This is a genomic window from Pedobacter namyangjuensis, from assembly GCF_003313325.1.
GTDB classification, from domain to species: Bacteria; Bacteroidota; Bacteroidia; order Sphingobacteriales; family Sphingobacteriaceae; genus Pedobacter; species Pedobacter namyangjuensis.
Map to the genome: position 1 here is coordinate 609217 of NZ_QMHQ01000002.1, position 26006 is coordinate 635222.

29 protein-coding genes are annotated in these 26006 nt (G+C 36.9%); 11 read left to right on the top strand and 18 right to left on the bottom strand.

Annotated features, from left to right (window positions below):
* Nucleotides 1–267: 267 nt before the first annotated feature.
* The 11 genes from DUT69_RS09800 to DUT69_RS09850 form a co-directional block, all read right to left on the bottom strand.
* Nucleotides 268–894: an N-acetylmuramoyl-L-alanine amidase gene (locus tag DUT69_RS09800; RefSeq protein WP_162796238.1), complete on the bottom strand. Its 627-nt coding sequence runs from the start codon at nucleotides 892–894 to the stop codon at nucleotides 268–270.
* Nucleotides 895–952: 58 nt separating this feature from the next.
* Complete coding sequence (locus tag DUT69_RS09805) at nucleotides 953–1321, bottom strand: hypothetical protein (RefSeq protein WP_162796239.1); 369 nt, start codon at nucleotides 1319–1321, stop codon at nucleotides 953–955.
* Between the two features lie 89 nt (nucleotides 1322–1410).
* Nucleotides 1411–1941 (bottom strand): hypothetical protein, encoded by a 531-nt coding sequence (locus tag DUT69_RS09810; protein ID WP_113653048.1) that lies wholly within the window; start codon nucleotides 1939–1941, stop codon nucleotides 1411–1413.
* Between the two features lie 33 nt (nucleotides 1942–1974).
* The gene (locus DUT69_RS09815; protein WP_113653049.1) at nucleotides 1975–2538 is read right to left on the bottom strand and encodes a hypothetical protein; all 564 of its coding nucleotides are present in this window, start codon (nucleotides 2536–2538) and stop codon (nucleotides 1975–1977) included.
* 35 nt (nucleotides 2539–2573) lie between these two features.
* The gene (locus tag DUT69_RS09820) at nucleotides 2574–2957 is read right to left on the bottom strand and encodes an aldehyde dehydrogenase (RefSeq protein WP_113653050.1); all 384 of its coding nucleotides are present in this window, start codon (nucleotides 2955–2957) and stop codon (nucleotides 2574–2576) included.
* A 62-nt stretch (nucleotides 2958–3019) separates the two neighbouring features.
* A complete protein-coding gene (locus tag DUT69_RS09825; RefSeq protein WP_113653051.1) occupies nucleotides 3020–3631 on the bottom strand; it encodes a zinc ribbon domain-containing protein in 612 nt (203 codons plus the stop codon).
* A gap of 38 nt (nucleotides 3632–3669) precedes the next feature.
* Complete coding sequence (locus DUT69_RS09830) at nucleotides 3670–4734, bottom strand: ankyrin repeat domain-containing protein (protein WP_113653052.1); 1065 nt, start codon at nucleotides 4732–4734, stop codon at nucleotides 3670–3672.
* Between the two features lie 20 nt (nucleotides 4735–4754).
* The gene (locus DUT69_RS09835) at nucleotides 4755–5726 is read right to left on the bottom strand and encodes an ankyrin repeat domain-containing protein (protein ID WP_113653053.1); all 972 of its coding nucleotides are present in this window, start codon (nucleotides 5724–5726) and stop codon (nucleotides 4755–4757) included.
* A gap of 31 nt (nucleotides 5727–5757) precedes the next feature.
* Nucleotides 5758–7341, bottom strand: coding sequence for an ankyrin repeat domain-containing protein (locus tag DUT69_RS09840; protein ID WP_113653054.1), 1584 nt, complete (start codon nucleotides 7339–7341; stop codon nucleotides 5758–5760).
* Nucleotides 7342–7349: 8 nt separating this feature from the next.
* A complete protein-coding gene (locus DUT69_RS09845) occupies nucleotides 7350–7865 on the bottom strand; it encodes a hypothetical protein (protein ID WP_113653055.1) in 516 nt (171 codons plus the stop codon).
* 10 nt (nucleotides 7866–7875) lie between these two features.
* Nucleotides 7876–8667 (bottom strand): hypothetical protein, encoded by a 792-nt coding sequence (locus DUT69_RS09850; RefSeq protein ID WP_113653056.1) that lies wholly within the window; start codon nucleotides 8665–8667, stop codon nucleotides 7876–7878.
* A 301-nt stretch (nucleotides 8668–8968) separates the two neighbouring features.
* Between DUT69_RS09850 and map the strand changes: the two genes are divergently transcribed.
* Nucleotides 8969–9766 (top strand): type I methionyl aminopeptidase, encoded by a 798-nt coding sequence (gene map, locus DUT69_RS09855; RefSeq protein WP_113653057.1) that lies wholly within the window; start codon nucleotides 8969–8971, stop codon nucleotides 9764–9766.
* A 29-nt stretch (nucleotides 9767–9795) separates the two neighbouring features.
* Here the strand turns inward: map and DUT69_RS09860 are convergent, their stop codons facing one another.
* A complete protein-coding gene (locus tag DUT69_RS09860; protein WP_113653058.1) occupies nucleotides 9796–11781 on the bottom strand; it encodes an FUSC family membrane protein in 1986 nt (661 codons plus the stop codon).
* 381 nt (nucleotides 11782–12162) lie between these two features.
* On the opposite strand from DUT69_RS09860, the gene DUT69_RS09865 reads away from it, so the two are divergent.
* The 4 genes from DUT69_RS09865 to DUT69_RS09880 all read left to right on the top strand — a co-directional run bounded on the left by DUT69_RS09865 (nucleotide 12163) and on the right by DUT69_RS09880 (nucleotide 14285).
* Nucleotides 12163–12498, top strand: coding sequence for a hypothetical protein (locus DUT69_RS09865; RefSeq protein ID WP_113653059.1), 336 nt, complete (start codon nucleotides 12163–12165; stop codon nucleotides 12496–12498).
* Between the two features lie 91 nt (nucleotides 12499–12589).
* A complete protein-coding gene (locus DUT69_RS09870) occupies nucleotides 12590–12958 on the top strand; it encodes a response regulator transcription factor (protein ID WP_113653060.1) in 369 nt (122 codons plus the stop codon).
* A gap of 191 nt (nucleotides 12959–13149) precedes the next feature.
* Complete coding sequence (locus DUT69_RS09875; RefSeq protein ID WP_113653061.1) at nucleotides 13150–13809, top strand: PRC-barrel domain-containing protein; 660 nt, start codon at nucleotides 13150–13152, stop codon at nucleotides 13807–13809.
* Nucleotides 13810–13811: 2 nt separating this feature from the next.
* Nucleotides 13812–14285 (top strand): DUF892 family protein, encoded by a 474-nt coding sequence (locus tag DUT69_RS09880; RefSeq protein ID WP_113653062.1) that lies wholly within the window; start codon nucleotides 13812–13814, stop codon nucleotides 14283–14285.
* On the opposite strand, the gene DUT69_RS09885 is transcribed toward DUT69_RS09880, so the two are convergent.
* Entirely contained in the window at nucleotides 14275–15960 is a 1686-nt protein-coding gene (locus DUT69_RS09885) for a PAS domain-containing sensor histidine kinase (protein WP_113653063.1), read from the bottom strand. The two genes, DUT69_RS09880 and DUT69_RS09885, sit on opposite strands and share 11 nt — an antisense overlap.
* A gap of 339 nt (nucleotides 15961–16299) precedes the next feature.
* On the opposite strand from DUT69_RS09885, the gene DUT69_RS09890 reads away from it, so the two are divergent.
* The 5 genes from DUT69_RS09890 (at nucleotide 16300) to DUT69_RS09910 (ending at nucleotide 23304) form a co-directional block, all read left to right on the top strand.
* Complete coding sequence (locus DUT69_RS09890) at nucleotides 16300–17511, top strand: GAF domain-containing sensor histidine kinase (RefSeq protein WP_162796240.1); 1212 nt, start codon at nucleotides 16300–16302, stop codon at nucleotides 17509–17511.
* A 206-nt stretch (nucleotides 17512–17717) separates the two neighbouring features.
* Nucleotides 17718–20207: a sugar-binding domain-containing protein gene (locus DUT69_RS09895; protein ID WP_113653065.1), complete on the top strand. Its 2490-nt coding sequence runs from the start codon at nucleotides 17718–17720 to the stop codon at nucleotides 20205–20207.
* A gap of 355 nt (nucleotides 20208–20562) precedes the next feature.
* Entirely contained in the window at nucleotides 20563–21513 is a 951-nt protein-coding gene (locus DUT69_RS09900) for a manganese catalase family protein (RefSeq protein ID WP_113653066.1), read from the top strand.
* Nucleotides 21514–21567: 54 nt separating this feature from the next.
* Complete coding sequence (locus DUT69_RS09905) at nucleotides 21568–22155, top strand: YciE/YciF ferroxidase family protein (protein ID WP_113653067.1); 588 nt, start codon at nucleotides 21568–21570, stop codon at nucleotides 22153–22155.
* A gap of 222 nt (nucleotides 22156–22377) precedes the next feature.
* The gene (locus DUT69_RS09910; RefSeq protein ID WP_113653068.1) at nucleotides 22378–23304 is read left to right on the top strand and encodes a hydroxypyruvate isomerase family protein; all 927 of its coding nucleotides are present in this window, start codon (nucleotides 22378–22380) and stop codon (nucleotides 23302–23304) included.
* 97 nt (nucleotides 23305–23401) lie between these two features.
* On the opposite strand, the gene DUT69_RS09915 is transcribed toward DUT69_RS09910, so the two are convergent.
* The 3 genes from DUT69_RS09915 to DUT69_RS09925 all read right to left on the bottom strand — a co-directional run bounded on the left by DUT69_RS09915 (nucleotide 23402) and on the right by DUT69_RS09925 (nucleotide 24678).
* Nucleotides 23402–23593 (bottom strand): cold-shock protein, encoded by a 192-nt coding sequence (locus DUT69_RS09915; RefSeq protein WP_113653069.1) that lies wholly within the window; start codon nucleotides 23591–23593, stop codon nucleotides 23402–23404.
* Nucleotides 23594–23777: 184 nt separating this feature from the next.
* Entirely contained in the window at nucleotides 23778–24233 is a 456-nt protein-coding gene (locus DUT69_RS09920; protein WP_113653070.1) for a ferritin-like domain-containing protein, read from the bottom strand.
* Between the two features lie 229 nt (nucleotides 24234–24462).
* Nucleotides 24463–24678: a hypothetical protein gene (locus tag DUT69_RS09925; RefSeq protein ID WP_113653071.1), complete on the bottom strand. Its 216-nt coding sequence runs from the start codon at nucleotides 24676–24678 to the stop codon at nucleotides 24463–24465.
* 149 nt (nucleotides 24679–24827) lie between these two features.
* Here DUT69_RS09925 and DUT69_RS09930 point away from each other — a divergent pair, with 149 nt between their 5' ends.
* Nucleotides 24828–25064: a hypothetical protein gene (locus tag DUT69_RS09930; RefSeq protein WP_113653072.1), complete on the top strand. Its 237-nt coding sequence runs from the start codon at nucleotides 24828–24830 to the stop codon at nucleotides 25062–25064.
* Between the two features lie 73 nt (nucleotides 25065–25137).
* On the opposite strand, the gene DUT69_RS09935 is transcribed toward DUT69_RS09930, so the two are convergent.
* On the bottom strand, nucleotides 25138–25434 hold the full coding sequence (locus DUT69_RS09935; RefSeq protein WP_113653073.1) for a hypothetical protein: 297 nt from the start codon (nucleotides 25432–25434) through the stop codon (nucleotides 25138–25140).
* Nucleotides 25435–25551: 117 nt separating this feature from the next.
* On the bottom strand, nucleotides 25552–25782 hold the full coding sequence (locus DUT69_RS09940) for a hypothetical protein (protein WP_113653074.1): 231 nt from the start codon (nucleotides 25780–25782) through the stop codon (nucleotides 25552–25554).
* Nucleotides 25783–26006: the final 224 nt, after the last annotated feature.

The following is a 26006-nucleotide window of genomic DNA, read 5'->3' on the forward strand; positions in this document are numbered from 1 at the left end:
ATGAAAACTAAACACAGTTGATGATTGGATAATTTTATAAATCTAAAAAGAAAATGGAAGTAGGTATTAATCTATTTTAGCAAAGAAATGCTCGATATTAACATTTAGATGAAACAGATCGTCACCCTGAATTTATTTTACTGTGTAGCTTTCCGCTTCACTGCAGGTCAGAGTCTTTCATGCTAAAAAGAGCTAAAATAGACAGCGAGCTCTCTTGAAAGCAAAACTCAATACTAGCAACTGAAAAATTCAGCAAAGACTATTGGGTTAGTTATTAAAATTTCGCCTCTTAAGCATTTTTCTTACCTCTTTTACTATGTAACCGCTTTTAAAATAAGAGTAAATGTCTTCGCCGGGGCAAGTGGTTTGTTGGCTATGATCGCGATGGGTAGAGATTTCTTTAGCAGAGATATTATATTTTATGCATTGATCTGCCAATAGATTTACTAAAACCTTAAGCAGTTTTTCATCCAGTTTTTGTTGACTGTAATTACCCAAAAAACAAATCAGCAAATGCCCAGTTGGATCATACTCGGTGTTCGTTTCGCCAACCGTAAGCGGGTTTCTGCCTTCGTAGACAGTTCCGTTTGGAGCAATTAATAAATGATAAGGAACGTCTGCCCATTTACGATCGGGGCCCATACCCCAAGTTTGGATATTTTTTAATCGCTGTTTGGCATCATCGTTTTTAGTTAAAACTTTACCACCTTCATGATGGACGGTGATTTTGATTGGAACGTGTTGCTTATACGGTCTTCCCTCCACACCTTTCCATTCGCTTTTTGGCATTATTTTAACCGTATCGCCACTGGCAGATTTCTTGGACTGCGCACTAGCCAAATTTGCAGAAAAAACAATTGCTATAAGAAATAAAGTAAGCCTAGATTTAAACATTGGGAAGTGATTAGGTTCACCGTAAATATAAGGATTAAAGCTTTTGTAATCGAAAAGCTTATTTAACCTTTTTATAAATCCGCACCGTGTAACCATCTTTTTTAGGTGGCAGTGGTTTTCCATTCCTTCCCCAAATAGCTATTTGGGTTTTAAATAGCAATTTATTGTTTTTAACAGATAATCGGATATAAAGATCATTTACATGTGTTTCTGGATTAATGAGCAGTTCATTGCCCTGCATTTGTGCTTTCAATTGAAAAGCTGGCGCCTCTCCCGTTCCAACATCTACAACCGTTGCATAATTTTTGCCTTTTTCAAATTTGATAATCAGAACTAAGTTGTGATGGCTCTGTTCATGCTCCCAGGTACCAGCGAAAGCTTTTTTTGGAAAAGGTTGATTTTGTGCCCTCCCTAAACTGGCGCACATTAAAAAAACAATTAATATAAATAGGTTTTTAGCCACAATTTATAAACTAAATGAAACTGGTACGAGCTTAGCACCCGTACCAGTAATGATTAAATTTTCTCGATCACTACGTTTGATATTTCGTAACCAAAATCTTCACCTTCATCTTTAACTGTTACCTTGCCGGTGCTGTAATCTTTTACAGTTGATGATTTTTTAACGCCTTTATTCGGGTAAACAATTTGTGCTGTTATTTTCACTTTGTCACTGGTGGTTAACTTATTACCATCCTTATCAAAGATCACCACATCTTTTTGTTCGAATTTTCGGCTATCTTCAGGAACATCAATTAATACTGAATTTTTTCCTTCTCCATAATTTACTTTCACACCGGTAATTGTTTTATTTCCGGTTTGGATGATAAAGAAATCGTTGTAAACTTCAAATTCCATAGAAATTGAATTGCCGGTTCGTGTAAGAAATGGCGCCTTAAATTTTCCTTCCAACGTAATGGTCTGGTTGTGGTGGGTATAACCAGTTTCGATTTCCTTTGCAATTTTAACACTGCTACTGGTATAGAAAAATACGACCCCGATAAATAGCACTACTACTACGGCTAAGATGGTTTTAATTGTTTTCATATTGATATTTTTTATTGATTAATTGTGTTGCTATTAGTAAAACTTTATTCTCGACAGGAGCATGATTATCAGAAATAAAATGACCGCTAAATAGAGTGACAACTCCAAAAGCACAGATTTCCAACTGAAATACTCCTCATGAACCAGCAAGGTTTTCAATTCGTTATTTTCATCTTCTACACCATAATTTATAATGTAATTTTGCAAAAATTTAGGCGAACCCTGATGTATTCCTCTAAAAGGCTTCGCTATAATTTTGTTTTTAGTTTTAAAGCTTGTTAAAAAATTCTCTACATCTTTTACGACAATCGTAGCTTTGGGTTTAGCATCAGTTTCATTAACATAAAGCCCGATACCTCCTTCTTCTTGTCCCTTTATTTCGGTTTCCTTAATTTTAAAACCGGTAAGTTCAAACTCCTCTTTATCATCAATGCCTGTAAGTTTTGTAATGGAAACCTGCTCATAGCTTTTGTTGTGTTTGTCAGCGTAGCGTTTTATCGTAATGCCAAAATAAATTAACACCACCAAAAGTATCATCAGTGGCTTAAAGTTTCCAGCAATACCATTCATGAGATCTTTTTTAGGTTTGTTATCCATTGTGATCTTATTGATTTTGTTGTTCGTTTTTTATATCAACTTATTTTTTTAACTGGTCTCTTATTACCCCAAACAGCTTTTCGTTGAGGGTCGTAAACCATAAGTCCGTGTTTTAAGGCAACAGCAATAATTTTATTGGTAGTAATTTGCTGTGAAGACGAATTAAGGTGCATCAATACCCAGTTGCCAAATTCTCCAGTTCCTGTAGAAAATAAAAATGGGCAATCGTCTATCTCCTTTCCAAAGTATCCTTTTTGTCTTTTGCCAAACTCTTCTTCAAAGCCATTTAAAAATTCATTTTCATTAAAAAACTCCATAGCAGTATGGCTATTATCTTCAATTATGGCATCATAACATTCAAAAAGCATGGCGGTTTTCGTCCTGTCAGAGCGTTTCCAAATGGCTAAATCGTAACTCATGTTCTTTTATTCTAAATTGATATCAGGTTAAGCATATTGATTAACAAGCTTTGTTTAGCGCTTTATTTCCTAAATATCGCCACCAGATTTTTGTTGTTTTTAGTCATACTTTTGATGTTGCTTTTGGACATTTTCAAAGTGCTAGGCGTGAAATCTGCATCAAGTTTTCCAAACACAGTTTCATCATTTATTTCAGCCTGACTGAGGGCATTGTTTTTGTGGGTTGCAAACACCACGCTGTCGCCTTCTACGGCCGTTACCTTCCATAATACAAACTGATTTTCATCAAAGCCTTTTACCTGGTATACGTCGCCAATTTCAGGGTTTCGGATATAGCCTCCCTTTTTATCTAAGAAATTAATTGTAATTACCGAAAAGACTAGTAAGCCGATTATAATTAAGCCGGCAAAGTATCTTAATGGTGTTTTAGCATTACCTTTTTGACTTTGTAGGTAATTGCGACTTTGCGAATCAAGTTCCCGTTCGGTTAGCGTCTGTTTACAGTGTGGGCATTGGGTCATGCCTTTTTTACCAATGGGAAACATTGGTATCCAGAAAATATGGAAGTAGTTTATTGTGTAGGCTACACTTAACTTACCAGTATTGCAATGGTTGCAAGTTTGTTGTGTACCAAATGCATTTAAAAGTTTTGATCGTGTTCCAAAAATAATCATGACGTTTTTCTTAAGGTATTTGATTGATGTATTGCTGTTTATCTTTTATAAGCAGGTTTTTCTAACTTAACTGGATTTGGATTTTTTAGCACCCACTTGGTAGCCAACTCGCATAAAAAATGAAGTTCATCGTCGTCACCATCTCCATTTTTTCGAATATCTTTTATAATCAGATCAGCTTTTTCCAAATCAGCGGTAGCAAGAGAATTTTCTGTTTTAAGATGTAGGCCAAAGGCATCCAACATCTTTTTAAAATCTGCGTTCCAGTTTCCACCACCATTCCGATGTATTTCATCTCTCACTTTTCCGGCAATACGCACCACTTCGCCCTGCACCGTTTTAGCACTACCGCTAGACGGTATTAAAAGTTCCCACAACGCTTCATACTGTTCTTGCCAGGTAGTTCCATTTACTTTAATTGGTGATATGCCGTCATGCATCAAACGCCTTTTTACAGGTGGAACATCAAAAATTTTATAGAGTTGATCGAGTGCTTGTTCGGTTTCTTGCAGGTAATCTTTATTAAAATTTTCCCGATGAAATTCAAAATCCTCTCCCTTTTTAACTAACGCATCTTTCATTTTTTGCGTAATGTTATTGTCTGCACTAAGAAGTATGCTTGAAATTTTCGCCAGTGCCTGAAGGTCCATGTTTCTGGCATTACTGAGCGCACTTTCGAGTGGCGTCTGCTCATAATCATCTACTGCTTTAACATTTGCACCGTATTCAATCAGCTTTTTAACCGCATCTACATTAAAACCGTGTCCTGTTGCAAAGTGTAAGGGTGTCGCACCATACGTATCAACGGCATTTACATTCGCTCCAAGCTCTAAAAAAACACTCACATCGCCACCCCTAATGCTGGCTTGTTCATGAAGTGCCGTACGTTGATAATTATCTACAGCTTCTAAATCAGCGCCTTGCGCTACCAACCAACGCACAAAATCATTCGGAATGCGATAAAAACTGAGTGCCGTCGTTTTCCCATAACCTCCCCGGGCATCTATTTCGCAAGTATCAAATACTTTTTTAAAACTTTCGAAGTCTTTTGCGTCCAGTATTTCACGGAAATCTTTAGGAAGTGTTTTCTTTTTCTTCGCCATGGCATATAAATAAGTTTATTTTACGAATTGGCTCCGGCCATAATTAACTGCTCTACAATTTCATTGTAGCCTTTTTCTGAAGCATAATGCAAAGCAGAATGTTCATCGTTATCTTTCTCATTTACATCAGCGCCATTGTCAATCAGCAAAGCTGAAATTTCATTAAAACCGCAAATAGAAGCTACAATTAACGGTGTTTCGCCTTCATTATTTTTAGTGTTGATATCCATTCCCTTCTCCACCAATAGTTTGGCGATTTCTTTGTTTCCCCGGCCGGTGCTGTAGTGCAAAACCGAATTGCCATCCAATCGTTTTAGCAACATGTCAGCATCAGCATTAATTAGTTGTTGGGCAATTCGTAGATTATTTTGCATACACGCCAACACCAAAGCACTGTCACCCTGATCGTTGATCGCATTGATATCGATTGTGTTAATTTTCAATAATGCACCAACCACTTCCGCTTCATTGTTCCAAACCGCCTGATGCAAAGGCGTGTTACCTGAACTATTTTTATCATCACCTTGACCAGCCAGCAACGCTACCGTATCTCGCAAACCTCTGCTCGTAGCATAATCCAATGCGCTATGGCCCTCGTTATCCTTAATGCTTTTATCCGCTCCTTTAGATAATAAAAACTTCGTAAATTCTGTTCTTCCTTCTGCCAGCGAATAAATCAAGGCGGTTTTTCCTTCTTTATCAGTTACATTAATATCCGCTCCATTATCCAATAACAAGGCTACAATTTCTTTATTTCCGCTTTGCGAAACAATATGCAAAGGTGTGGCACTTTGGTTGTTGGCCAGATTTACATCAGCACCGCCTTCTATTAAAATTTTAACGATGTCTCTTGCCCCTTTCTGGCAAGAATAAAACAAAGGCGTATTGCCCATTGCATCACGTTTATCGAAATTTATCCCACCCTTTTTTAATAAAGTTTGTACAATTGCTTTTTGGTTATTTTTACAGGCATTTAAAAATATCGTATCCATTTTATGTTGATGTTAATTTTGATTTTTTGAATTACATTTTTCCGACTAACCAGGCCACAAGCGCTTCATTATCTTTGGCTACGGCATAATCTAAGGCAGATTGTTCGGTATTATCTTTAGCATCAATCAGCAGATTTCCAAATTCTGCCATCAGTTCGCAATAGGTTTGCGCATCCGATTTTCTATCATTATTCACCGCATAAATCAAGGCTGTTTTGCCATTTTTATCGATGAGTTCTGTAGATGCGCCCTGCTCCAAAAGTGTAAGTAAGCTTTTTTCGCCACGTTCCAATCCGGTTGCGCATAAATACATTAAAGCAGAAATACCATCGCGATTGGTTTTATTAACATCAGCGCCAGCATAAGTTGCCTCATCAAGCAATACTTTCGAAATCGTATAGCTGTTGTGCATCATCAAACGGTCGGCGTATTTGGCAGATAGGGTTAAAAGCGTGTTCTCCTCATCATCTAAAAACGAATTGATATCGAAGCCTGCATCGAGATAGGCTTTTAATATTTTTTGGAATACTTTGTTATGGAAAAGGTCGATGTGAACAGCAATGGTAGAATTTATATCGTACAAATGCCTAAAAGGATGCCAGCCCTTGCTATCTACAGTTGTGGCGTCTGCTCCATTTTTCAATAACAAATCCGTGATCTCTACAGAATGTTTTTGCATTGCAATGGCTAAAGGCGTCATTCCGTTAAACCGATCGCCCTCTTTATCGTAAATATCGTTTACATCTTCGCCAAGTTTAATTAACGCATCAATAGCCTCTAAATCTTTTTCAGCACAAGCTTGATGTAAATCCATTCCGCCAGCGTTAAAATATAGCGATACCTTTTCTTGGTCGTTAAAATCTAGACCTTTTAAAATGGCTGCTATGGTTTTAGCTTTCTGACCAATAGCCACATCAACCGCCGTTCTTTTCTCGTTGTTGCGCTGTAAAGGGTCTATCCCAAATTCTTTACCTACAATAGCAAATGTGATAAATTGGTTGAACCTCGCTTTGTCTACATGGTGCCTCCATTCTAATTGTCTTCGCTCTTGAAGATAACGCTGATTGTTTTCATCATAGTTTCCGTCTCTCTGATGGATCATTAAACGTTCCAAGGATTTTTCATAATCAGAAATTGCAGAAGAAGAATTTGATGCTAAAATATGCAGTATCGTATTTCCATTACGGTCGGTAAAATCTATTTTGGCACCAGTTTCGGCATATGCTTCCAGCATTTCTGTATAACCTACTCTTGCGGCCAACATTAAAGCGGTTTCACCCTGGCTATTTTTTCTGAGCGGACTAACCTTAGCTTCCAATAATTTTTTGGTGCATTCGTAAACCCTCTTTTCAGCAATAAAGTAATCATAACTACGCAGTGGCGTAGCTAAAAAGTGCAACAGCGTATCGCCGTTACTATCTTCTACACCTGCGGTTCGCCAACCTTTCGCAATCAGGTAATCAATCATTTCTACATTGGCGAAACCACAAACCTGCCTCCAAACTTCCACTTGCTGTTCTTCGGTAATATCGGCAATTTCGGTTTTGTATAATTCGTTTATCTTGGCAAGGTCTCTTCCCTGGATATAAGCTTGTTCAATTTGATACAAATTCATTTGTTTTCTTAGGTGTTTGTTTTAGATTTTGCGATAGCCAACGCTTCCTGTACGTTTTTACATTTTTCCATATCAGGCAAAGCCGATAAACGAATGATTTCCTGCCAGTTTTCGAGTTCCAAATTTAAATCGACCAGCAACCTGCGGATGCGTAATTTGATAATACTATTGATTAAGGCAACTGCGGTTTCGTTCAACGCAAGGCGATACAAGCGGTTGTCATATTCATCCGTTAATAAATTATCTGGTAAATGATTTGTAGCATTTTGCAAAGCTGATGGCGTAGCGATTTTCATCTGCGCCTCTCCCAACATCGCGATAGCTTTTGAATATTCTTTGGCTGAGTAATGGCATAGCGCCATATTGTATAATAAGGCTACCGATTTATCTTTTGCCTTTTTGTATAAATAAAGAAAAGCCGAGTAAGCCAAAAGCCATTGATTGGTTTGGATGTACATCATACCATCAGCCTCTAACTTTGCTGTATTTAACTCTTTTTCTGAATTATTTTTATCGATAAGCATATCTGCAGATTTATTTACCGAATAATTTTTTCCAAAATCCTTTTTCCTCTTTTGGTTCTGCAGGTTGGATATGGTTTACCACGTGTTCTGCGTTGTTTATTATGGTTCCTTCTGCCAAACCTTCCCGTTTTTCAATTTCTGCAAACTGAGCCATTGCCGTTTCTTGATAAAGGCGTGCTCCCTCAGGATCGCAATTAAACAAATTAGAATAGCAAGCAGAACTGTTTAAATCTAGCGGATTAGGCTCTAATACTTCTGTTGCTTCTAACAGCCCTAAACCTTTTCCATCAGCGTAAGCTAAAGCTTTTAAAAACACTGCAATGCGCCCATGCGAAAAAAGTTCGTCCAATGCTGTTTTAATAAGCGCATCATTTTTATAATCATTTAATAACTGTGTTACTTTCTCCTTAGGAATGTAAACCCCCGAACTATAGTTTTCTACAATACGGTTATGAATTTTTTGGGCAAATCTATGTTCGGGAATAATCGCTTCCCACGGCTTGAAATATTTTTGAAACACATCGCTATCTGCAAAAGACAATGCACCTCCGCGTACGTAAAAATATTTTTCGAAGAAACCTTGAATAACCGCAATGTAATAGCCGTGTGTATGTTCGAAATTATCATCCGAACCAGTTTCTAAAGCCACATTTATGGTATCGATGTATTTTTGCTGATAAAAATCTTCAATGCCGTGCTGGCTTGCCAATGTATTAACTAGTGCCTTCTTTTCCAATACATCGAAGTACCAAGCCTTCATTTGTTCTTCATCAATTGGATGATAGCTAATGTCCCAACCCATAATATTTAATTTCTTTTGATTTGATAAAAAGCAACAATTACGTTTCGTTACGTAAAATACTATAGCTATCTGATTTAAATACCTGGAAATTTAAATTCGCTGGATATGGGCAAAGATTCGCTTGAATTAGTTTACTATTCGAAAATGGGACGATTATCTTTTTAAATTGATGAGAGTATTTTGGATTGGAAGTTTATTAATCATTCTCTAATACTATTTAAAACCAGCCCTTGGTTTTGATGCGCTTTTAGCGAAATATTTTAACAAAAACTTTATAAAACTTATTTGTAATTTTGCGCCGATGATAATCTACAAAACCGATGAGCAAGTAGAACTGATGCAAATCAGTGCACTTTTAGTAAGCCAAACTCTTTCAGAAATAGCCAAAATATTACGTCCGGGCTTAGCAACAATTGAAATTGACAAACTAGCCAATGAATATATTTTAGATAATGGAGCTGTTCCATCTTTCTATAAATACCAAGGCTTTCCGCATCATATCATTACATCGGTTAATGATGTTGTGGTGCATGGTTTTCCTGGCAAAGAGATTCTAAAAGACGGAGATATTATTTCTGTGGATGTGGGTGTGATTAAAAATGAATATCATGGGGACCATGCGTACACATTTGTAATTGGTGATGCGAGCAAAGAGGTTTTGGAACTGGTTAAAACCACTAAAGAGTCGTTATTTATTGGAATAAACGAAGCGGTAGTTGGAAAAAGACTAGGTGATATTGGCGCCGCTATACAACAACATTGCGAGAAAAAAGGTTACGGCGTAGTTAGAGATTTTGTAGGACATGGCTTAGGTAAAAACATGCACGAAGATCCTCAAGTGCCAAATTACGGCAAACGCGGCTCTGGACTTATGCTTAAAGAAAACCTTGTTATGGCCATTGAGCCTATGATTAATCTTGGTAAAAAAGATGTTTTTATAGCAAAAGACGGATGGACGGTGAGAACTTTAGATGGTAAACCTTCTGTGCATTTTGAACACGATGTGTGTGTTAAGAAAGGCAAAGCACTAATATTATCAGACTATACGCCAATTGAATTAGCTGAAAAAAACAACGCGAATTTAAATTGCGGAAGCTAAATACCGTAAAACTATAATTCAATAAAAATTTAGGAAACGAGAATCGCCTTGAGCTTAGAGGCTACATTGGTTATGGTCAATTCTCCAGAAAGTTGTTCAAGTGGCTGTATAGAAAAAAGGTTTCCATGGTGCAGATTAGAAAACATTTGTAAACTGTAATCCAAATCTGATATGGTAGTTAGCAAGTGTTTTTTGTTTAAACCATCTCCTATGGGCAACGCTGCCGTTAACGCATTTAACTGGAAACACAGAAGCTCAATTTGTTTTAAGGCCCTGTATTCTTTTCTCTTCCATTTAGGTTCGTTTTTAACTAACGAAATATTTTCTGCCAGTGCCGACAACGAAAGATAAGATTGTTTTCTAGCTAACTTCACATCAATCACATCTTCATTAACGCCTTCTACAACTGCTAGTAGATAGTTTTTATTTGTTGCCACAGCATTTTGCACCGATATTTTTAGGTTGGACAAGTGCCTTACTGGAAACAGAAATGTGGCGCCAAGACCTAGAGCGCAACCCAATATGGTAAAAATTAATCGCTCTGCTAGAATCTGTTCTGGAAAGCCATTATAAATTGAAAGGAATAATACCACCGCTAAAGTTATTCCGGTTGCGCTAACCCAATAGCGCACTAAAAGAAAAGCGAAAAACACGAACAAAAACAAAATTGCGAGACTTATCTGTAGCGTATCTCCCAAATTAGCCTTAACTAAAAACCAACCTAAAATTAACCCAGCAAATGTACCTATAATGCGTTCTTTGTTTCGTTTCAATGTCATCCCATAACTTGGCCTGCTAATTACGATTATTGTCAAGGGCAACCAATAGCCGTAATTTCCATTTGGAAGATAACCTATCAAAATAACTACTACAGTGATCAAAAACGACATACGTAGCGCAAATCTGTAAAGCTGTGAGCCAAAATTCAGTTGAGATTTAAGTTTATCGACAGAAAGATTGCCTTCGGTTAAAAATGCTGCAAACTGCCCAACCTGCATTTTGGTGTCCAACTCGTGTTTATCGTCTAAAGCAAATGCAAGCAAACCTGTTTCTTTAAGGTTTAATAAAATACCAGTAATCAATTGATTGTTTTTTGGGGGTCGAGATGCTATCTTTTCGATTTCCAAAACCAAATTATCAAACTCAACTTTATTGCAATTAGTCCCATCTAACCTATCAGCGGTTATTTCTATTGCTCTTTTAATAAATTCTAATGCGCCCGTATTTTGCAACTGCTTACGCATTTCTTTATAATCGTAGTGTAGGGCGCTTACTTGCTCATACAGGTCTATCAGTATAATGCTTTGCTTTAAAAGTCGTTTTGGAGTTTCCTTTTCAAAACCAATATTAAATTTATCGCCCAATAAAAGTTGTCTAACTAACTCATGGCTGGCTGTAAGTTTTAAATGTAGCTTAATGTTGTTAGCATTAAAACCTGTTAAAGAGGCACTTGCGTCATAGCCTAATGCTCTTAGACGCATCATTTTAGCTGTATCTTTTCTAGTTTTACTTAAAGCCCTTTCAAGAGAATGATAGGGAAAAAGCCAAGCTAGTGCCAAGCTCACAATAAAATACCACACCCCTCCTGCAACTATAAAAACGCCGTATTCTAGCGGATTACCAGGTTGTAAGCCAATTGTGAAAGCAACAACCGCCAAACCCATACTACCTATGGCAGCCATACGCTGACCAAAAGACGCCATCATTACTAACAAAAAAGTTAGCAACCCAGCCACAAATGGTAAAGCGATTTTATTAAAATTTGAAAATGCAGTAATAGTCGCAACGAGAAAAAAAGTTGAGATGCTACTCCAAGCACTAAATAATTTGTTTGAACGATTACCTGGCAAATCTGTAAGACAAATTAATAGTGCGCCAGTACCTATGCCGAAAGCTGCAGCAGAAAACCCGTAAAAATACAAAAGTGCAATTGGGGTAATAACAGTTAACGTATTACGCAACGCATCAACCAGGTCTTGGTTGTTTAATCGCAGAGCGATAATTTTTCCGTTCAAGGTATTTAAGTCTAAATCTTATCTATTTTTCTTTGCAAAGCTAGGGCTTATCAGCTTGTTAAAAGCAAAATATTTACAACTATTAACAGTTTGTTAAAATTTTGGCAAACCATAGCTCAGTTTGGCAAACAAAACAGTAGGTATAAAAAAGAAAGCGGGAAAAACCAAAGGCTCTTCCCGCTCATCTAAATTAACGCTCTCTTGTATTAAACGTAGCAATAACCTAAATGTTTTACGAAAAAAAATATTTTTACCATTCTGCAAAATACATTCAAAATAAACTGACGCTGTGGAAAAGTCTAAATAAAGGTATTAAAACGATGAACTATATTTGTAGCCGAAACAATTATCGCTATGCCTTCTTTTGAATGTCTTTATCTAATGCAGAATTCTGAAATTTCTATAGTGGAAATTAAAAGAACTGATTTATCAGAGCATGCATCTCCTTCAGAGAAATTTCACTGGTTAAAAGTACTTAATGAAACAAGTTTCATCAGCCCTCTTACATTTTCATCTATGGATTCGTCGGATGAGATTGAAGAACGTTATTTTGACGAAGGTTTTCTAAAATTTAATGCTAATACGGCTACCTTTATCGAAAAATACAATTCGGCACAGCATCAGTTAGTAGTTGAAAAGGATAAGAATATCTCCTCGGCTTTAAATTTTAAAATTAACGTATACCTTGATCAGCCTAATCGTGCCAAAAATAAGTAGTTAATTATTTATTAGCTTATAATAAAACGATTTCTGAAACAAATGCCAGCTTTTTAGGTTAGAATTTACATATACCCTGAAAAACTTTTATATGGCAAAGCTAATTTTTATACTCGAAGATAACGATGACCTACGTGAGCTTTACTGCTACATACTAGAAGGTGAAGATTATGACATTAGCACATTTGCTACCATTGCAGAATTTAAGGAATTTGAGAAAGAAATACCTGACCTATATCTGTTAGATGTAATGCTGCCAGATGGCGATGGGATCCAGCTCTGCTCAGAACTAATGCAAAACCCCTTAACGAGCAATGTACCAATTATCATGGTATCAGCACACAAAGACATAGCCGACGTAAAGCTCCAATGTCCTACTGCCGATTTTATTTCAAAACCATTTGATATTGAAAATCTAAGCCAGCAGATTTCCAAAAGAATTACCGGTAGCGTAGCTTAGCTTATTTTCATTCACAGAGATTAGATAGATTTTGACAACCAAAATCCATCGTACAAATTACTTAACAAAATTCACTATAAAAAGCTAGCGTGCATTTTTTAGGCGACAAAACAAATCGCCATCAGGCGTGTTCTCCTAGCTCAATCGATTTAATTTAGATCGATATAGTTAAAGCTTTTAAAACCTTAAAAATGGAAAACACAAATAAACACTTGGCTTCTCTTAAAAACGACAATTTAGGTACTCTGAATGCGAAGCAGGATGTATTAAATTGGGAAGTGAAAACCGAGGGTGGAGCGTACGTAGGTTTTGTAGCTGATCTTCTTTACGACACGAATGCAATGACGGTTCGCTACCTAATAATAGATTTGACTGAAAACGGGATGAATTTAAACGGCAAAAGCATTATGATCCCCGTTGGTCTTGCTACTCTTCATCCCAGCAATAATGAGATAATTTTACCTAACATACACGCAGATCAGTTTAATTTACTACCTAATTATGTGGCAGAAGAAATTAGCAACAGCACCGAACAGTTAATAAGGAATATAATTGGTAGTCCGGCAGCTTTGCGTTTAGAGGAGACCGTTGCCGAATACGATCAGCAACAATTTTATGCTCACCATCATTTTAACGAAAGCAATTTTTATAGCAGAAAATCGGCAAGTACTGGCGAGATGCCTGAGCAAAGGGTTGAACAGCGGGAGACTGTTACAAAATTGATTACAAATTCTTTGAATGACAATCTACACGCAGCAGATGATGAGACTGGGACAAATAGCCATCATAACGAAGGAAGAAAAATAGAGGCGAAAAGTAACAATTCAGATTCATCGCCATTTGTAAGTTAGTTATGGGAAAATGTAATGAGCTGGAAAAATTGCTACATGGAGTGACTGATGCCCTTATAGAATTCGAAAAATCTTGTGCAAAAACGTACCTAAAAATGTATCGTGTAGTACTGACGCCTGAACTAGCAAAAGCCATACATCCGGAGCAAACAGAAATAAACAACCATGTTAAGCGACTAGGTTTGGTAAAAAAACTTTTAGGAGAGAAACCAAACCAATCGGCAGATATTCTGAGCATCAATCCTATTAAACTTAAAAAAGAAAAAAGTCTAATCCAAGATATCTATATTAGTTGCCACATACTCCAGCTTCAAGAGAACAAACTTAGCCAATATCAATTTTTAGCCAAACTTGTTGACACTTTAAAAATTGAAACGGCTGGCCAAATAATTGAGCAATGCATAGCTGAAAATACTGCAACATCAACCTGGGTTAAAAGAACTTTGGCTACCGAACTAAGTAATTTTACGGATTGAGCGGAAGAGAAAAATAGAATACAGAACCTTTTCCTAATTCACTTTCGGCCCATATTTTACCATTATGTCGCTTTATTATTTCAGCAGATAAGTATAGTCCTATACCGAAACCAGATACTAAATCTATTTGTGTGCCTTGCACTCGATAATACCTATCGAAAATTTTCGGCAAGTCCATTTTATTAATTCCTATACCACTATCAGCTACGCTAAGTATTACAACATTTTCATCACTACCACATTTTAAGATTATATCTGTTCCCTGTGGCGAGTATTTTACGGCATTCGACAAAAAATTATTAATCACATGTCCAATTTTGTCCCTATCTGCCATTACCTTAAATTCGGAAACTTCTGCAACGACTATTTTATGCGAAGAAACCATTGCTGAAAATTCTTCTGCTACTTCCGAGATAAGTGATGAAAGATCAAATTCTTTTGCCTCTATTTGAATTTTCCCTGATTCTAGTCGCGAGATGTTTAAAAATCCATCTACCATTATCGACATTTTCTTAACCTGTCGCTCCATTTTCTCCAACAATCCGGATATAGCACTGTCTTCCTTTAGTTTAGACAATCTATTAAGAAGTTGTGAATATCCATTAATTGAAGTTAGCGGGGTTTTTAGTTCATGAGAAACCATCGCAATGAAATCATTTTTTCGTTGCTCATCTTGTTTTGCAATGGTTACATCCATTACTATGGCGTAAATATGAGAAAAAGAGCCGGCTTCATCTTTTCTTACCTTTCCGGCAACTCGCATCCACCTTCTTTCTTTAGTTTCCAAATGTCGAATAGCGTAGGTGCTATCAACAGGAGTGCCGTAATTTAACGCATTTTTCATCGCCATATCAACTTCCGCCAAAAACTCGGGCTCAACTGCTGCTGTTACCATCTCCCAGGTTATTTCTCCAGTTAGCGGTAGCCCATAAAGCGATCGATATCTCGCAGACATCTCTGCCCTACCTGTTTTTAAATCCAAGCTACAACTGCCAAGATCTCCAGCATTAAAAGCTGCTTGTAAATTCTCCTCGCTTAAGCGCAGAAGGGAATTAGATTGCTCAAGTAATTGTACAGTAGAAAATAAAGCCTTATTGCTTTCCTCCAAATCCACTGTCCGTTGCTGTATTTGCTTCTCTAAGGTTATATTAAGAATTAAAAGTTCTTGTTCTGCTAAATCTAGTTTGGATGCTAATGCGCTAAGCTCTATTGCGGACTCGGCCTGCGCTTCTTCGCGTTCTAAAAGTTCTTGTCTGACCAATACCTGATCTGTAACATTTGTTGCCAGCTGAATGATATAACTAATATCACCATTTTTGTCTAATACTGGCGTATGACTAGGATCCCAATAACGAACAATAAATTTTCCTGGATTAGATATATCAGGAACATCGTAACGCTGAAATCGCATTGAATGAGGTTTTTTTGTTCTCAAAACTATTTGTAACGAATCGTTAATATTTTTAACACCGTTTGCATCAGGCAGTTCTGGGTTATCGGGAAAAGCTTCGAAAATATGTTTTCCAACAAGTAACTCTCTTTTATTTTGTGTGGCTTCTAAATATTTATCACTGGCGGTTAAAATATACAGGTCTGGCGATAGTACCAAAAACATACTTGGAGCAGTTTCTAGTGCCTCAAGCGTTGCTATCGATGGCCTTATATAATTTTTCATAAATAACATTTTCAATTTATAGAACAAATCTCTAACAAAAACACCTGATTTAAGTTTGGATTACAGTTTAAAACAATATTCATTTAAATAGCTGTTTTAATTTGATTGCAAAGTCGCAATAATCGTGTACCAAAAAAAACCAAATTAATTTTTTGTTGTTTAATAAGTCACAAATTAGTGAAACTAACAACTTCAAAATTTGCCGATGCTAATAGAGCTACTATCAACATTTTAATATTACAGCGTTTAATTATTACGATCATGTTTTCTTGAAGTTAGTGATCAAGCAAGTTTAACATCTACCAAAACAACACAGATAACACTTATAGCATCAGCAAATTGCAAAAAATCACCCCTCAAACCCAGTTCGAAAGTCAACGCTTGGCATCACTGGAGTCTTACAAAATGATGGACACGGCGCCTGAGGCGGATTTTGAAGAACTTGTTCAACTAGCTTCAGAAATCTGTGGCACACCTATAGCATTAATCACCTTAGTAGACGATACACGACAGTGGTTTAAGAGTAAAGTTGGTTTGGAAGTTAACCAGACGCCCAAAGAACAAGCCTTTTGCGCACATACTATTGTTGACTCGTCAGGATTCATGCAGATTCGCGATGCCAGAACCGACCTTCGATTTTCAAACAATCCTTTAGTTACATCAGCACCAAACATTGTTTTTTACGCAGGTATATCATTGCTTGCACAAGACGGAATGCCGCTTGGAACACTTTGCGTTATAGACAGGGTTCCAAAAGAACTAACGGATAGGCAACTTAACGCTATGAAAATTTTGGCCAAACAAGTTATGGCTCAAATGGAACTTCGAAAGCAGTTAGCAGGCCTAAAAGAGTTAAACAAGCAACTTTCAGAAACAAATGAATTTATGCAACGGTTTGCCACCACTGCTGCCCACGACATAAAAAATCCACTCAGTAATATCTCGCTAAGTGCCGAATTATTGATCAGGCATTTGAAAAAAAACGACGACGATAAAGGATTAAAATTCGCAAACACCAATTTAAATGCAGCAAAACATTTAGCTAAACTCGTTAGCGACATGCTCGCTTATTCTCTTAGACCCGAAATTCTCACACAGAACCATCATTCGTTCCCAATAATTATTTTTTTACAAAAGGTAGTTTCGATGATCACAATGCCTAAAAACGTGAAGATTTCCTATCCAGAAAATGGTTTGCATATAACTACATCTGAAATTGCTTTACAGCAACTTTTTATAAACCTTCTTACAAATGCCATTCGTTATAACGATAAACAGACTTGTTGTATTAAAATATCGTGTGCTCAAAATGAAATGCACACTCAATTTATTGTAGAAGACAACGGTATAGGCATTGCAAACAACGAGCTAGAGAGAATTTTCGACAGAAATGTAACACTAAATCAGTCCGATAGGTTTAAACAGAGTAGTACGGGCATTGGTTTACACACTGTTAGGGTATTATTGGAAAAGCTGGGTGGTAAAATCTCAGTAGAATCAGAACTTACCAAGGGGAGCCGTTTTATTTTTACAATACCATCGCCAAATTAGATTCATCAAACAAAGATGTACATAGGCATTGTACCAACCCTACTTAGAATTTAAAGTTAAATCAAAAAATCATTTTCTATTTTGATAATAAGGCATCTTACGCAACAATTTTATAACCGTCTTATTAACATTTAAAAAGTTTTACCTATTTTTCGGCTTCAAAGCTTTAACAAGCGAACCCTAATAGCCTAAATACACAAAAAAACATGATAAAATTTAAGAATTCGATTTTTGCATTAGCCTTAAGTTTGCTTGCAACGGCAAATTTGTATGCCCAACCAGGCTTTGGCGCTGCAGAAAAGATCAATGCAAATTGGCGTTTTCACCTTGGTGATATAGACGCGAAAAAAACAATAGATGCTCGCGACAGATCGTGGCGCCCCGTTCAACTTCCTCACGATTGGACTATTAAACAAACTTATAATCCGTCTCTTGCAAGCGCTACCGGATATTTGCCTGGAGGAATAGGCTGGTATCAAAAAAAATTAACTATTGCTAAAGAGGATGAAGGAAAGAAGCTATACGTATATTTCGAAGGCGTTTATAACCGAAGTGAAGTTTTTTTAAATGGAAAGTCTTTAGGTAAACGTCCTAACGGATATATCTCATTTAATTATGATATTACACCTTACGTAAAATACGGGGCAGAAAATAAACTTACTGTGCGTGTAGATCATAGCCAGGATGCAGATTCTAGATGGTATACAGGATCCGGAATTTACCGCGACGTTTATCTAGTACGTGCAAATCCGGTTCATTTAGAGCAATGGGGCGTATACGCATATCCTGAAGTAAAAGGAAAAGACGGAATTCTGCATACGCAAACTGCGTTGAAAAATGAGTCGACATCTGCAGTGCAGTTAACAGTTTTGAGCGAAATTTTGGATAAAAGTGGCGCAGTCGTTGCAAAAAAATCTACTAAAGTAACACTTGCAGGTAACGCAAATCAAGAATTAAAAACTGATCTAAATGTAAAAAGCCCAAAACTTTGGAGTATAGATGAACCTAACCTTTACCGTTTGCGCACCACTGTTAGCCAAAACAATAAAATTATAGACAGCTCAACTGTTGCTACAGGTTTCCGTACGTACACGTTTGATGCCAATAAAGGCTTTGCACTAAATGGCAAAAATACTAAAGTGAAAGGTGTTTGTTTACACCATGACTCTGGTGTTTTAGGTGCCGAAGTTTATCCAGAAGTATGGCGTCGTCGATTGCTGGCGTTAAAATCTCTGGGTGTAAATGCTATTCGTACCAGCCATAATCCTCAAGCTTCTTCGCTATACGATTTATGCGACGAACTAGGTCTTTTAGTAATGGACGAAGCATTTGACGAATGGGAATTTCCGAAACGTAAATGGCTACAGGGTTGGAACGTTGGTACACCCGGCTATCAAGGTTCTTTCGACACTTTTAAAGAATGGGGAGAAAGAGACCTTGCTGATATGGTAAAAAGAGATCGTAACCACCTTTCTATTTTTGCATGGAGTATTGGTAACGAAGTTGATTATCCGAATGACCCTTACTCGCACCCTGTGCTTGCTGGTAACCGCGAAGGTGGGTTTACACAGCCAATTTTTGGAGGTTATAAAAAAGATGCGCCAGATGCAAAACGTTTAGGCGACATTGCTAAAACATTAGCCGCAGTAGTTAGAAAATACGACACTAGTCGCCCAGTAACTGCGGGTTTGGCTGGAGTTGCTATGTCTAACGAGACTGAATATCCTGGCGCATTGGATATTGCAGGTTATAATTATACTGAGAGCAGATATATCCAAGATCATAAAACTTACCCTAAACGTGTTATTTTTGGCAGTGAAAACCGCCATGACTATGCTGCTTGGAAAGCAGTTACTGATAATGAACATATCTTTGGACAATTCTTGTGGACCGGTATCGATTATCTGGGTGAATCTGGTCGATGGCCATCGCGTGGTTTTTATTCAGGTTTATTAGATTTTGCTGGCTTTATTAAGCCTAGAGGGTATTTCCGCCAATCTTTATGGTCTGAAAAACCTATGGCTTACATAGGTACTTATGCCCTTAAAGGTGGTGGTGCTGCTACCGATGTTTGGTCTGTGCTAGAATCTGAGCAGGGGCAACAGAAAAATGAAACCCCTTCTATGGATGCTTGGCCAATTTGGAACTATCAAAACGGACAAATTATACGTGTGGTAACTTACACAAATGCTGCTAAGGCACGTTTAGAATTAAATGGTAAAGAAGTTGGGCAAACAAAAGTTTACGATCAGAAAAATGGTATCATTTATTGGGATATTCCTTTTGCTGCTGGTAAGTTAGAAGTTGTTGGTATGGATGCCAGCGGAAAAGAAACCGTTCGCCACCAATTGCAGTCGAGCAAACGCCCTAGCGCAATTAAAGTATTGCAAGGTGAAGAAGTAACAGTAGCAGGAAAAGAAGGAGTGGCTCAAATTGAATTACAGCTAATTGACGAAGATGGCATTCCGGTAGCAACTGCTGATGATGAAATTACCTGTGAAATTATTGGCGGTGCCAGATTATTAGGAATGGAAGCTGGAGATAATGCAGATAAAGGTGATTATACAGATAATAAACAACGTGCTTTCCACGGAAAAATGATTGTTTATATACAAACTAAAGATAAAACTGCTGGAGAAGTAACGGTGCGTTTAAGTTCTCCATGGCTTAAACCAGCTATTGTAAAAATAAAATAATAAAGCCCAAACGGCATACCTTAAGAAAGGGCAAAACAGTTAACTGTTTTGCCCTTTTTTCGTTTAGAATATATTTAAACTTCAAGTTTTTACGAAATGTAAAAACAGTTTTACTAGCAAGCCTAATGTTTAACGTTCTTGCATATAATCAGCAAACAATAAACCAGCATAAACTTCACATTTGCAATAAATTACATTAAAAAACAGCGTACAAACCGCAAGGTAAATACGCAAAATGATAAACTTAAGGTAATTCGCGAAATAACTTAAACAATCGGTCGCCGATATGCTTATAGTCCCGGAGTTCAGTAACAGAACATCTTATCTAAAATAAAAACCAATTAATTAAAATATTATGTTCTACCATGTAAAAGATTTACAATTTAATGCAAGAGTATCACGTCCTGATCCAAGATTTGCCAATATCTTGCTAGAGCAGTTTGGCGGAGAGAATGGCGAACTTGCTGCAGCCATGCAATACTTTACTCAGGCCTTCGGTGCTAAAATGCCACATCCTGATAAGTACGACATGCTAATGGACATTGCAACGGAAGAGTTTTCGCACTTAGAAATTGTTGGCGCAACCATTCAGATGCTTTTAAAAGGCGTTAATGGAGAAATGAAATACGCTGCAGATTCAGAAGAAATTATGCAAGTAATGGAAGGTAGCGAAAAACGAGAGTCTATCATCCACGCAGCACTTACTGCGAATCCGCACTTCCCTGTCCTATCTACTGGCGGACCGCGACTTGCAAATAGTCAAGGAATTCCTTGGTGTGGCTCTTACATCCATTCTAACGGAGATTTAACGGTGGATTTGAGAAGTAATCTTGCATCCGAATCTAGAGCAAAATTGGTGTACGAGCATTTGATGAAATTCACAGATGATCCCTACGTTAAAGAGACACTATCTTTCTTAATGACTAGAGAAGTTGCCCATTATAAAATGTTTGAAGCAGCTTTAGCCACAATCGAGCCCAACTTTCCACCTGCTGTTTTGCAAGCCGATCCGCGTTTTACGCAACAATATTTCAATCTATCCAACGGAAATAATTTCAGAGGTCCGTGGAATGAGGGCCAAATGCCGGGAATGGGAAAAGAGTGGGAATATATCGAAGACCCAATTGATCATATAAAAGATACCCAAGGCTTATCTACTCAACCAGAAGACATGGACGATGAAATAGAGGAAGCCAAAAAGTTAGATATAGAAAATAGTGAGGTTAAAAGCAATGAGGTAATTGATTCAGAGCCAGAAGGAACAGCGCAATGGAGTGACTACGATGAGTCTGAAAAAGAAGATTAACTAATAAATAGCATTAACGTTAAATAACACAATCAAACCCTAAAAATCATAATTATGGCAACAACTAAAACCGCTGCAAAAACAGCAACTAAAAAACCTGCTACAAAAGCAGCGTCTAAAACATCCTCAACAAAAAAAGAAAACTCTGAAAATAATGAATTTAAGGATTTTTTTATTGATGGACTTAAAGATATTTATTGGGCAGAAAAACATCTAGCTAAAGCCCTACCCAAAATGCAAAAAGCAGCTACTAGCGAAGAATTGGCTATGGCATTCGAAAAACACACACAAGAAACAAAGCAACATGCCGAAATTCTTGAGCAAGTATTTGGATTATTGGAAGAAAAAGCTACAGCAAAAAAATGCGATGCAATGGAAGGTCTGTTAGAAGAAGCAGATGGCATTATTGAAGAAACTGAAGACGGCACGATGATTCGTGATGCTGCATTAATTTTAGCTGCCCAAAAGGTTGAGCATTATGAGATAGCAACTTACGGAACGCTAGCTGTCTTTGCTCGCACAATGGGAAGAGATGACATTGCAGAACTACTTACACAGGTATTAGATAACGAAAAAGCAACAGATGTAGCGTTGACTACAGTAGCAGAAGGTTTTGTAAATGAGCAAGCTGTTGCTGAATAATCTGTAGTAAAAAAATACAACAAACAGACTAATTAATGTCCATTTCCAAAAGAAGTGGGCATTTTTATTTTTACCGGATTTACCAATGCAGTTTAATTCTACTTAATACCTTCATCCTAGAAGTACTAAATTTGATACTGAAAGATTACCTATGCGCTTATTTTGTATCTTTCGTTAATCAACTAAATTACCGAAGAAACTATACCTGAAAACTATTAACGAATGAAAAGAAGTGATTTTTTAAAGAGCACCTTGCTTACCGCAGGCGCTATTACAACTGGAGCCGGACTAAATAATGCATTTGCTTTAGAAAATAAGCAAGATAATCTCAGCAATAAACCTTTTAATATGGACTATGCGCCACATCAAGGTATGTTTGCCCACCACGCTGGTAAAAACTTTTTAGATCAAATTCAATTCATGTATGATAACGGCTTTAGATCGATTGAAGACAATGGCTATTTAAACCGAACTGTAGAAGAGCAGGAAAAAGTAGGCAACCTGTTATCAAAACTAGGTATGAAAATGGGTGTATTTGTTGTAGACGGTGGCGATAATTGGAAACCATCTTTAGCAACAGGAAAAAAAGAGTTTAAAGATAAGTTTATAGAAACCTGCAAAAAATCTGTAGAAGCTGCAAAGCGATGTAATGCGAAGTGGCTTACGGTAGTTCCAGGCTTCTACGAACGTAACCTCCCTTACGGAAATCAGTTTGCCCATGTTATAGATGCAATGCGTGCAGGTGCCGAAATATTTGAACCGCATGGTTTAATTATGGTTTTAGAAACATTGAGTGATACGCCTGAACTATTTTTACAAAAAACGAATGAGACTTATGCAGTTTGCAAAGCTGTCCAAAGCCCGTCATGTAAAATTTTATATGACATTTACCATATGCAACGCACAGAAGGCGATTTAATTAAAACCATAGATCGTTGTTGGGATGAAATTGCATATATTCAAATCGGTGATAATCCTGGCAGAAAAGAACCAACAACTGGCGAAATTAACTACAAGAACCTATTTAAACACCTGCACAAAAAAGGTTATAAAGGTGTTATGGGAATGGAACATGGAAACTCTAAACCCGACAAAGCAGGCGAGCTAGCTGTAATTAGCGCTTACAGAGAAGTTGATAACTTTTTATAAGGAGCTTAATAGATTGATTTGGCGAACAGCATGTTTTAAAAATGGCAAAAAAAAATCCCGACCTAGGTCGGGACTCTCCATTTATGAAGGAAAACTCTTAAGCTATCTTAACATTAATTGCGTTTAGGCCTTTTTTGCCTTGTTCTACATCGTAGCTAACCGAATCATTCTCGCGGATGCTATCGATTAAACCTGATGAGTGTACAAAAATTTCGTTATCACCATTAGCTGGTACGATAAACCCAAAACCTTTTGTCTCATTGAAAAATTTTACTGTTCCTTGTTGCATTATATTGTATTTAAATAAAGTACAAATGTAACATAATTTATTGAAATTCAATTAAATAAAAGTTTATTTTTTAAGTTTTTCTTTAAATACCGTCATAAATCGTCCCCTAGCTAACTACAACCCACTTATCAAGTTAAATTAAATAAAAAAACCACCCGAAGGTGGTTCTTAAATATTGACTTTCTTATTTCGAAAGGTCTCTTAATGCTTTAATTTTGTCATGCGCATCATTTATTTCGCTCGCTTGTGTGGTAACCGTGTCCAGCGTATCGGCAGTTAAAGAACCACTAGCTATTGCTTGCCTATAAGCAGCTTTAATCGCGTCCTCACCTCTTTCTGCCTCGTTAAGTATACTTTCTCTATCACTGCCACCGAACAAAGCTTTTACATCTATCCAAGCTCTGTGCAATGTACCAGCTATACTGTTTCCAGTTTCGCCATCGCCACCGTGCTGTGCACTTAAAACGGTTAATTCTTGGCTAAATTTACGACTTTGGGCTGTATAGGTTTGAAACAGCGCTTTCAAATCAATGTTTTCGTCATTGATATCGGCTAGGGCTTTTTCAAAACCAGCTACGCGATCATTGTTAATCTCAATTAAATCATTTAAAACACTTACAGTGTTAGTTACATTTTCCATAGTGATGATATTTTAGGTTTTATTTACGATCCAATTAATAGTTTCTTTTGGATTCGTTTAAACAACACTAGCCAATATAAAATGTTTTGTATTTCGGCAAATCTTGCAACGAAGTTCAACTTTCCGCTAGTCAAAAATTTTTCTCCAATAAAAGATTAAACAATTACAAAAACTTAAAATGCTTTCGAGCTAGTTTCTGGGAATAATTACGAAAGGTTTGTCTTCAAGGTTATGAGATTTTAAATTTTTTAGCGATCAAGCTACCTAGCTTTGCAGCAAAATCATCTTTTATTCCGTCTTGCCCTTTCCATTGTACCTCAAATCTTGTTGTATAGGGAAAAACCATGCCAACTCGCTGCGTCCCTTCCCAAACATTAAACTTACCATTAGTAAGTGCATCAACCCAGTACGCTGTACCCATAAATCTTATTTCGAAAGTTCCCATATTGTTGTTTCGCTATTGAACACTATTTGTTAAAAATTGTTTAGCGATTAGGAAATTCAAGTTGTAAACTTAGTACATCGGTATAAAACATAAACCAACAAAACCTTGTTTACATTTTACATTCACCTCGTAACTAAAAGAAAGATATCATGGAAAATCAAGAAAGCAAAAACGCTTCAAACCCTAAAGATGGGCAACTAAACAATATCGAAATCAATAAGCAAACGGAAGCAGATATAGATAAGTCGTCGGATAACGATGATAGCAATTATACTTCTGAGGAAAATGAATATGCCGATGGTAAGGGTACCGCTTTAGCGGAAGAATTTCCTACCGAAGCACCTGATGAAAAGGTTAGGGAAAACCCAGAACAAGATGCAGGATAGATTTTTCTTCATCAATAGAAACTAAAATCATGGCAGATTTTTGTCTGCCATGATTTATTGAATTTTTACTCTACTATATTGACGGCTCTCCTGCTCTATCAACATCTGCATCACTACCTAATTTTTCTTCAGAATCATTATCTGCTTGATTACCGGTTTGATTCTTAGGCGTTGCGCCATCATTTAATAATGGCAATTGATCTTCTCGGCTCGATGTATTTGTTCCGCCTTCACCTCCATGCTCAGGTCTTTGGGCTTCGGCATTTCCTTCCTTTACATCGTCTTCATTATTTGTTTTCCGAGTTATCACTCCATCAGAAGCTTGGGCTGCACCATTTTTAGCATTGCTAAAATTATTTTCTTGTGTCATTGCTTTGGTTTTAATTAGGTTATATAACCAGCTAACCACTTGTAAGCAGAAATGTTTCAGCTATCTAAAATTTATAACAAAACGACAGAGAAGATTACAATCTTTTAGTTCCGCGTTCTATGCATTTAATACTTCAAAGCAACCATAACTAGCCATATCAGCAGATGAATGTACTGAAAGTTTAAGTTTTAATTTTTCTATCAATGCGTTAGCGAGCGTTATTGCTCTATGCAAATCTGCATTGCCTCTAATTTCTATCCCTCGTTTAAGAACTTTAAATTTGTTAGGTTCAAATTTGTCAATGAATTTCTGCAAGTCTTGTGTAAGTTTAATGTCTGTTTGTTGCATATTTTATATAATAATGCCACTATAATATAAATCAACATCAAATTGTTTTATTAACTTTTCAACTAGTTGAAAAAATGTATGGCGCTGCATAAAACATATGTTACAACACAATTTTATTAAACAAAAAAATCCTTTTCAAGTTTATTAGGATGTAGTGATGACATAAGTGATAAGCGGGTACACAAAACCTTTTTTACACTTTTCAAAACTAAACTACGGCTAAA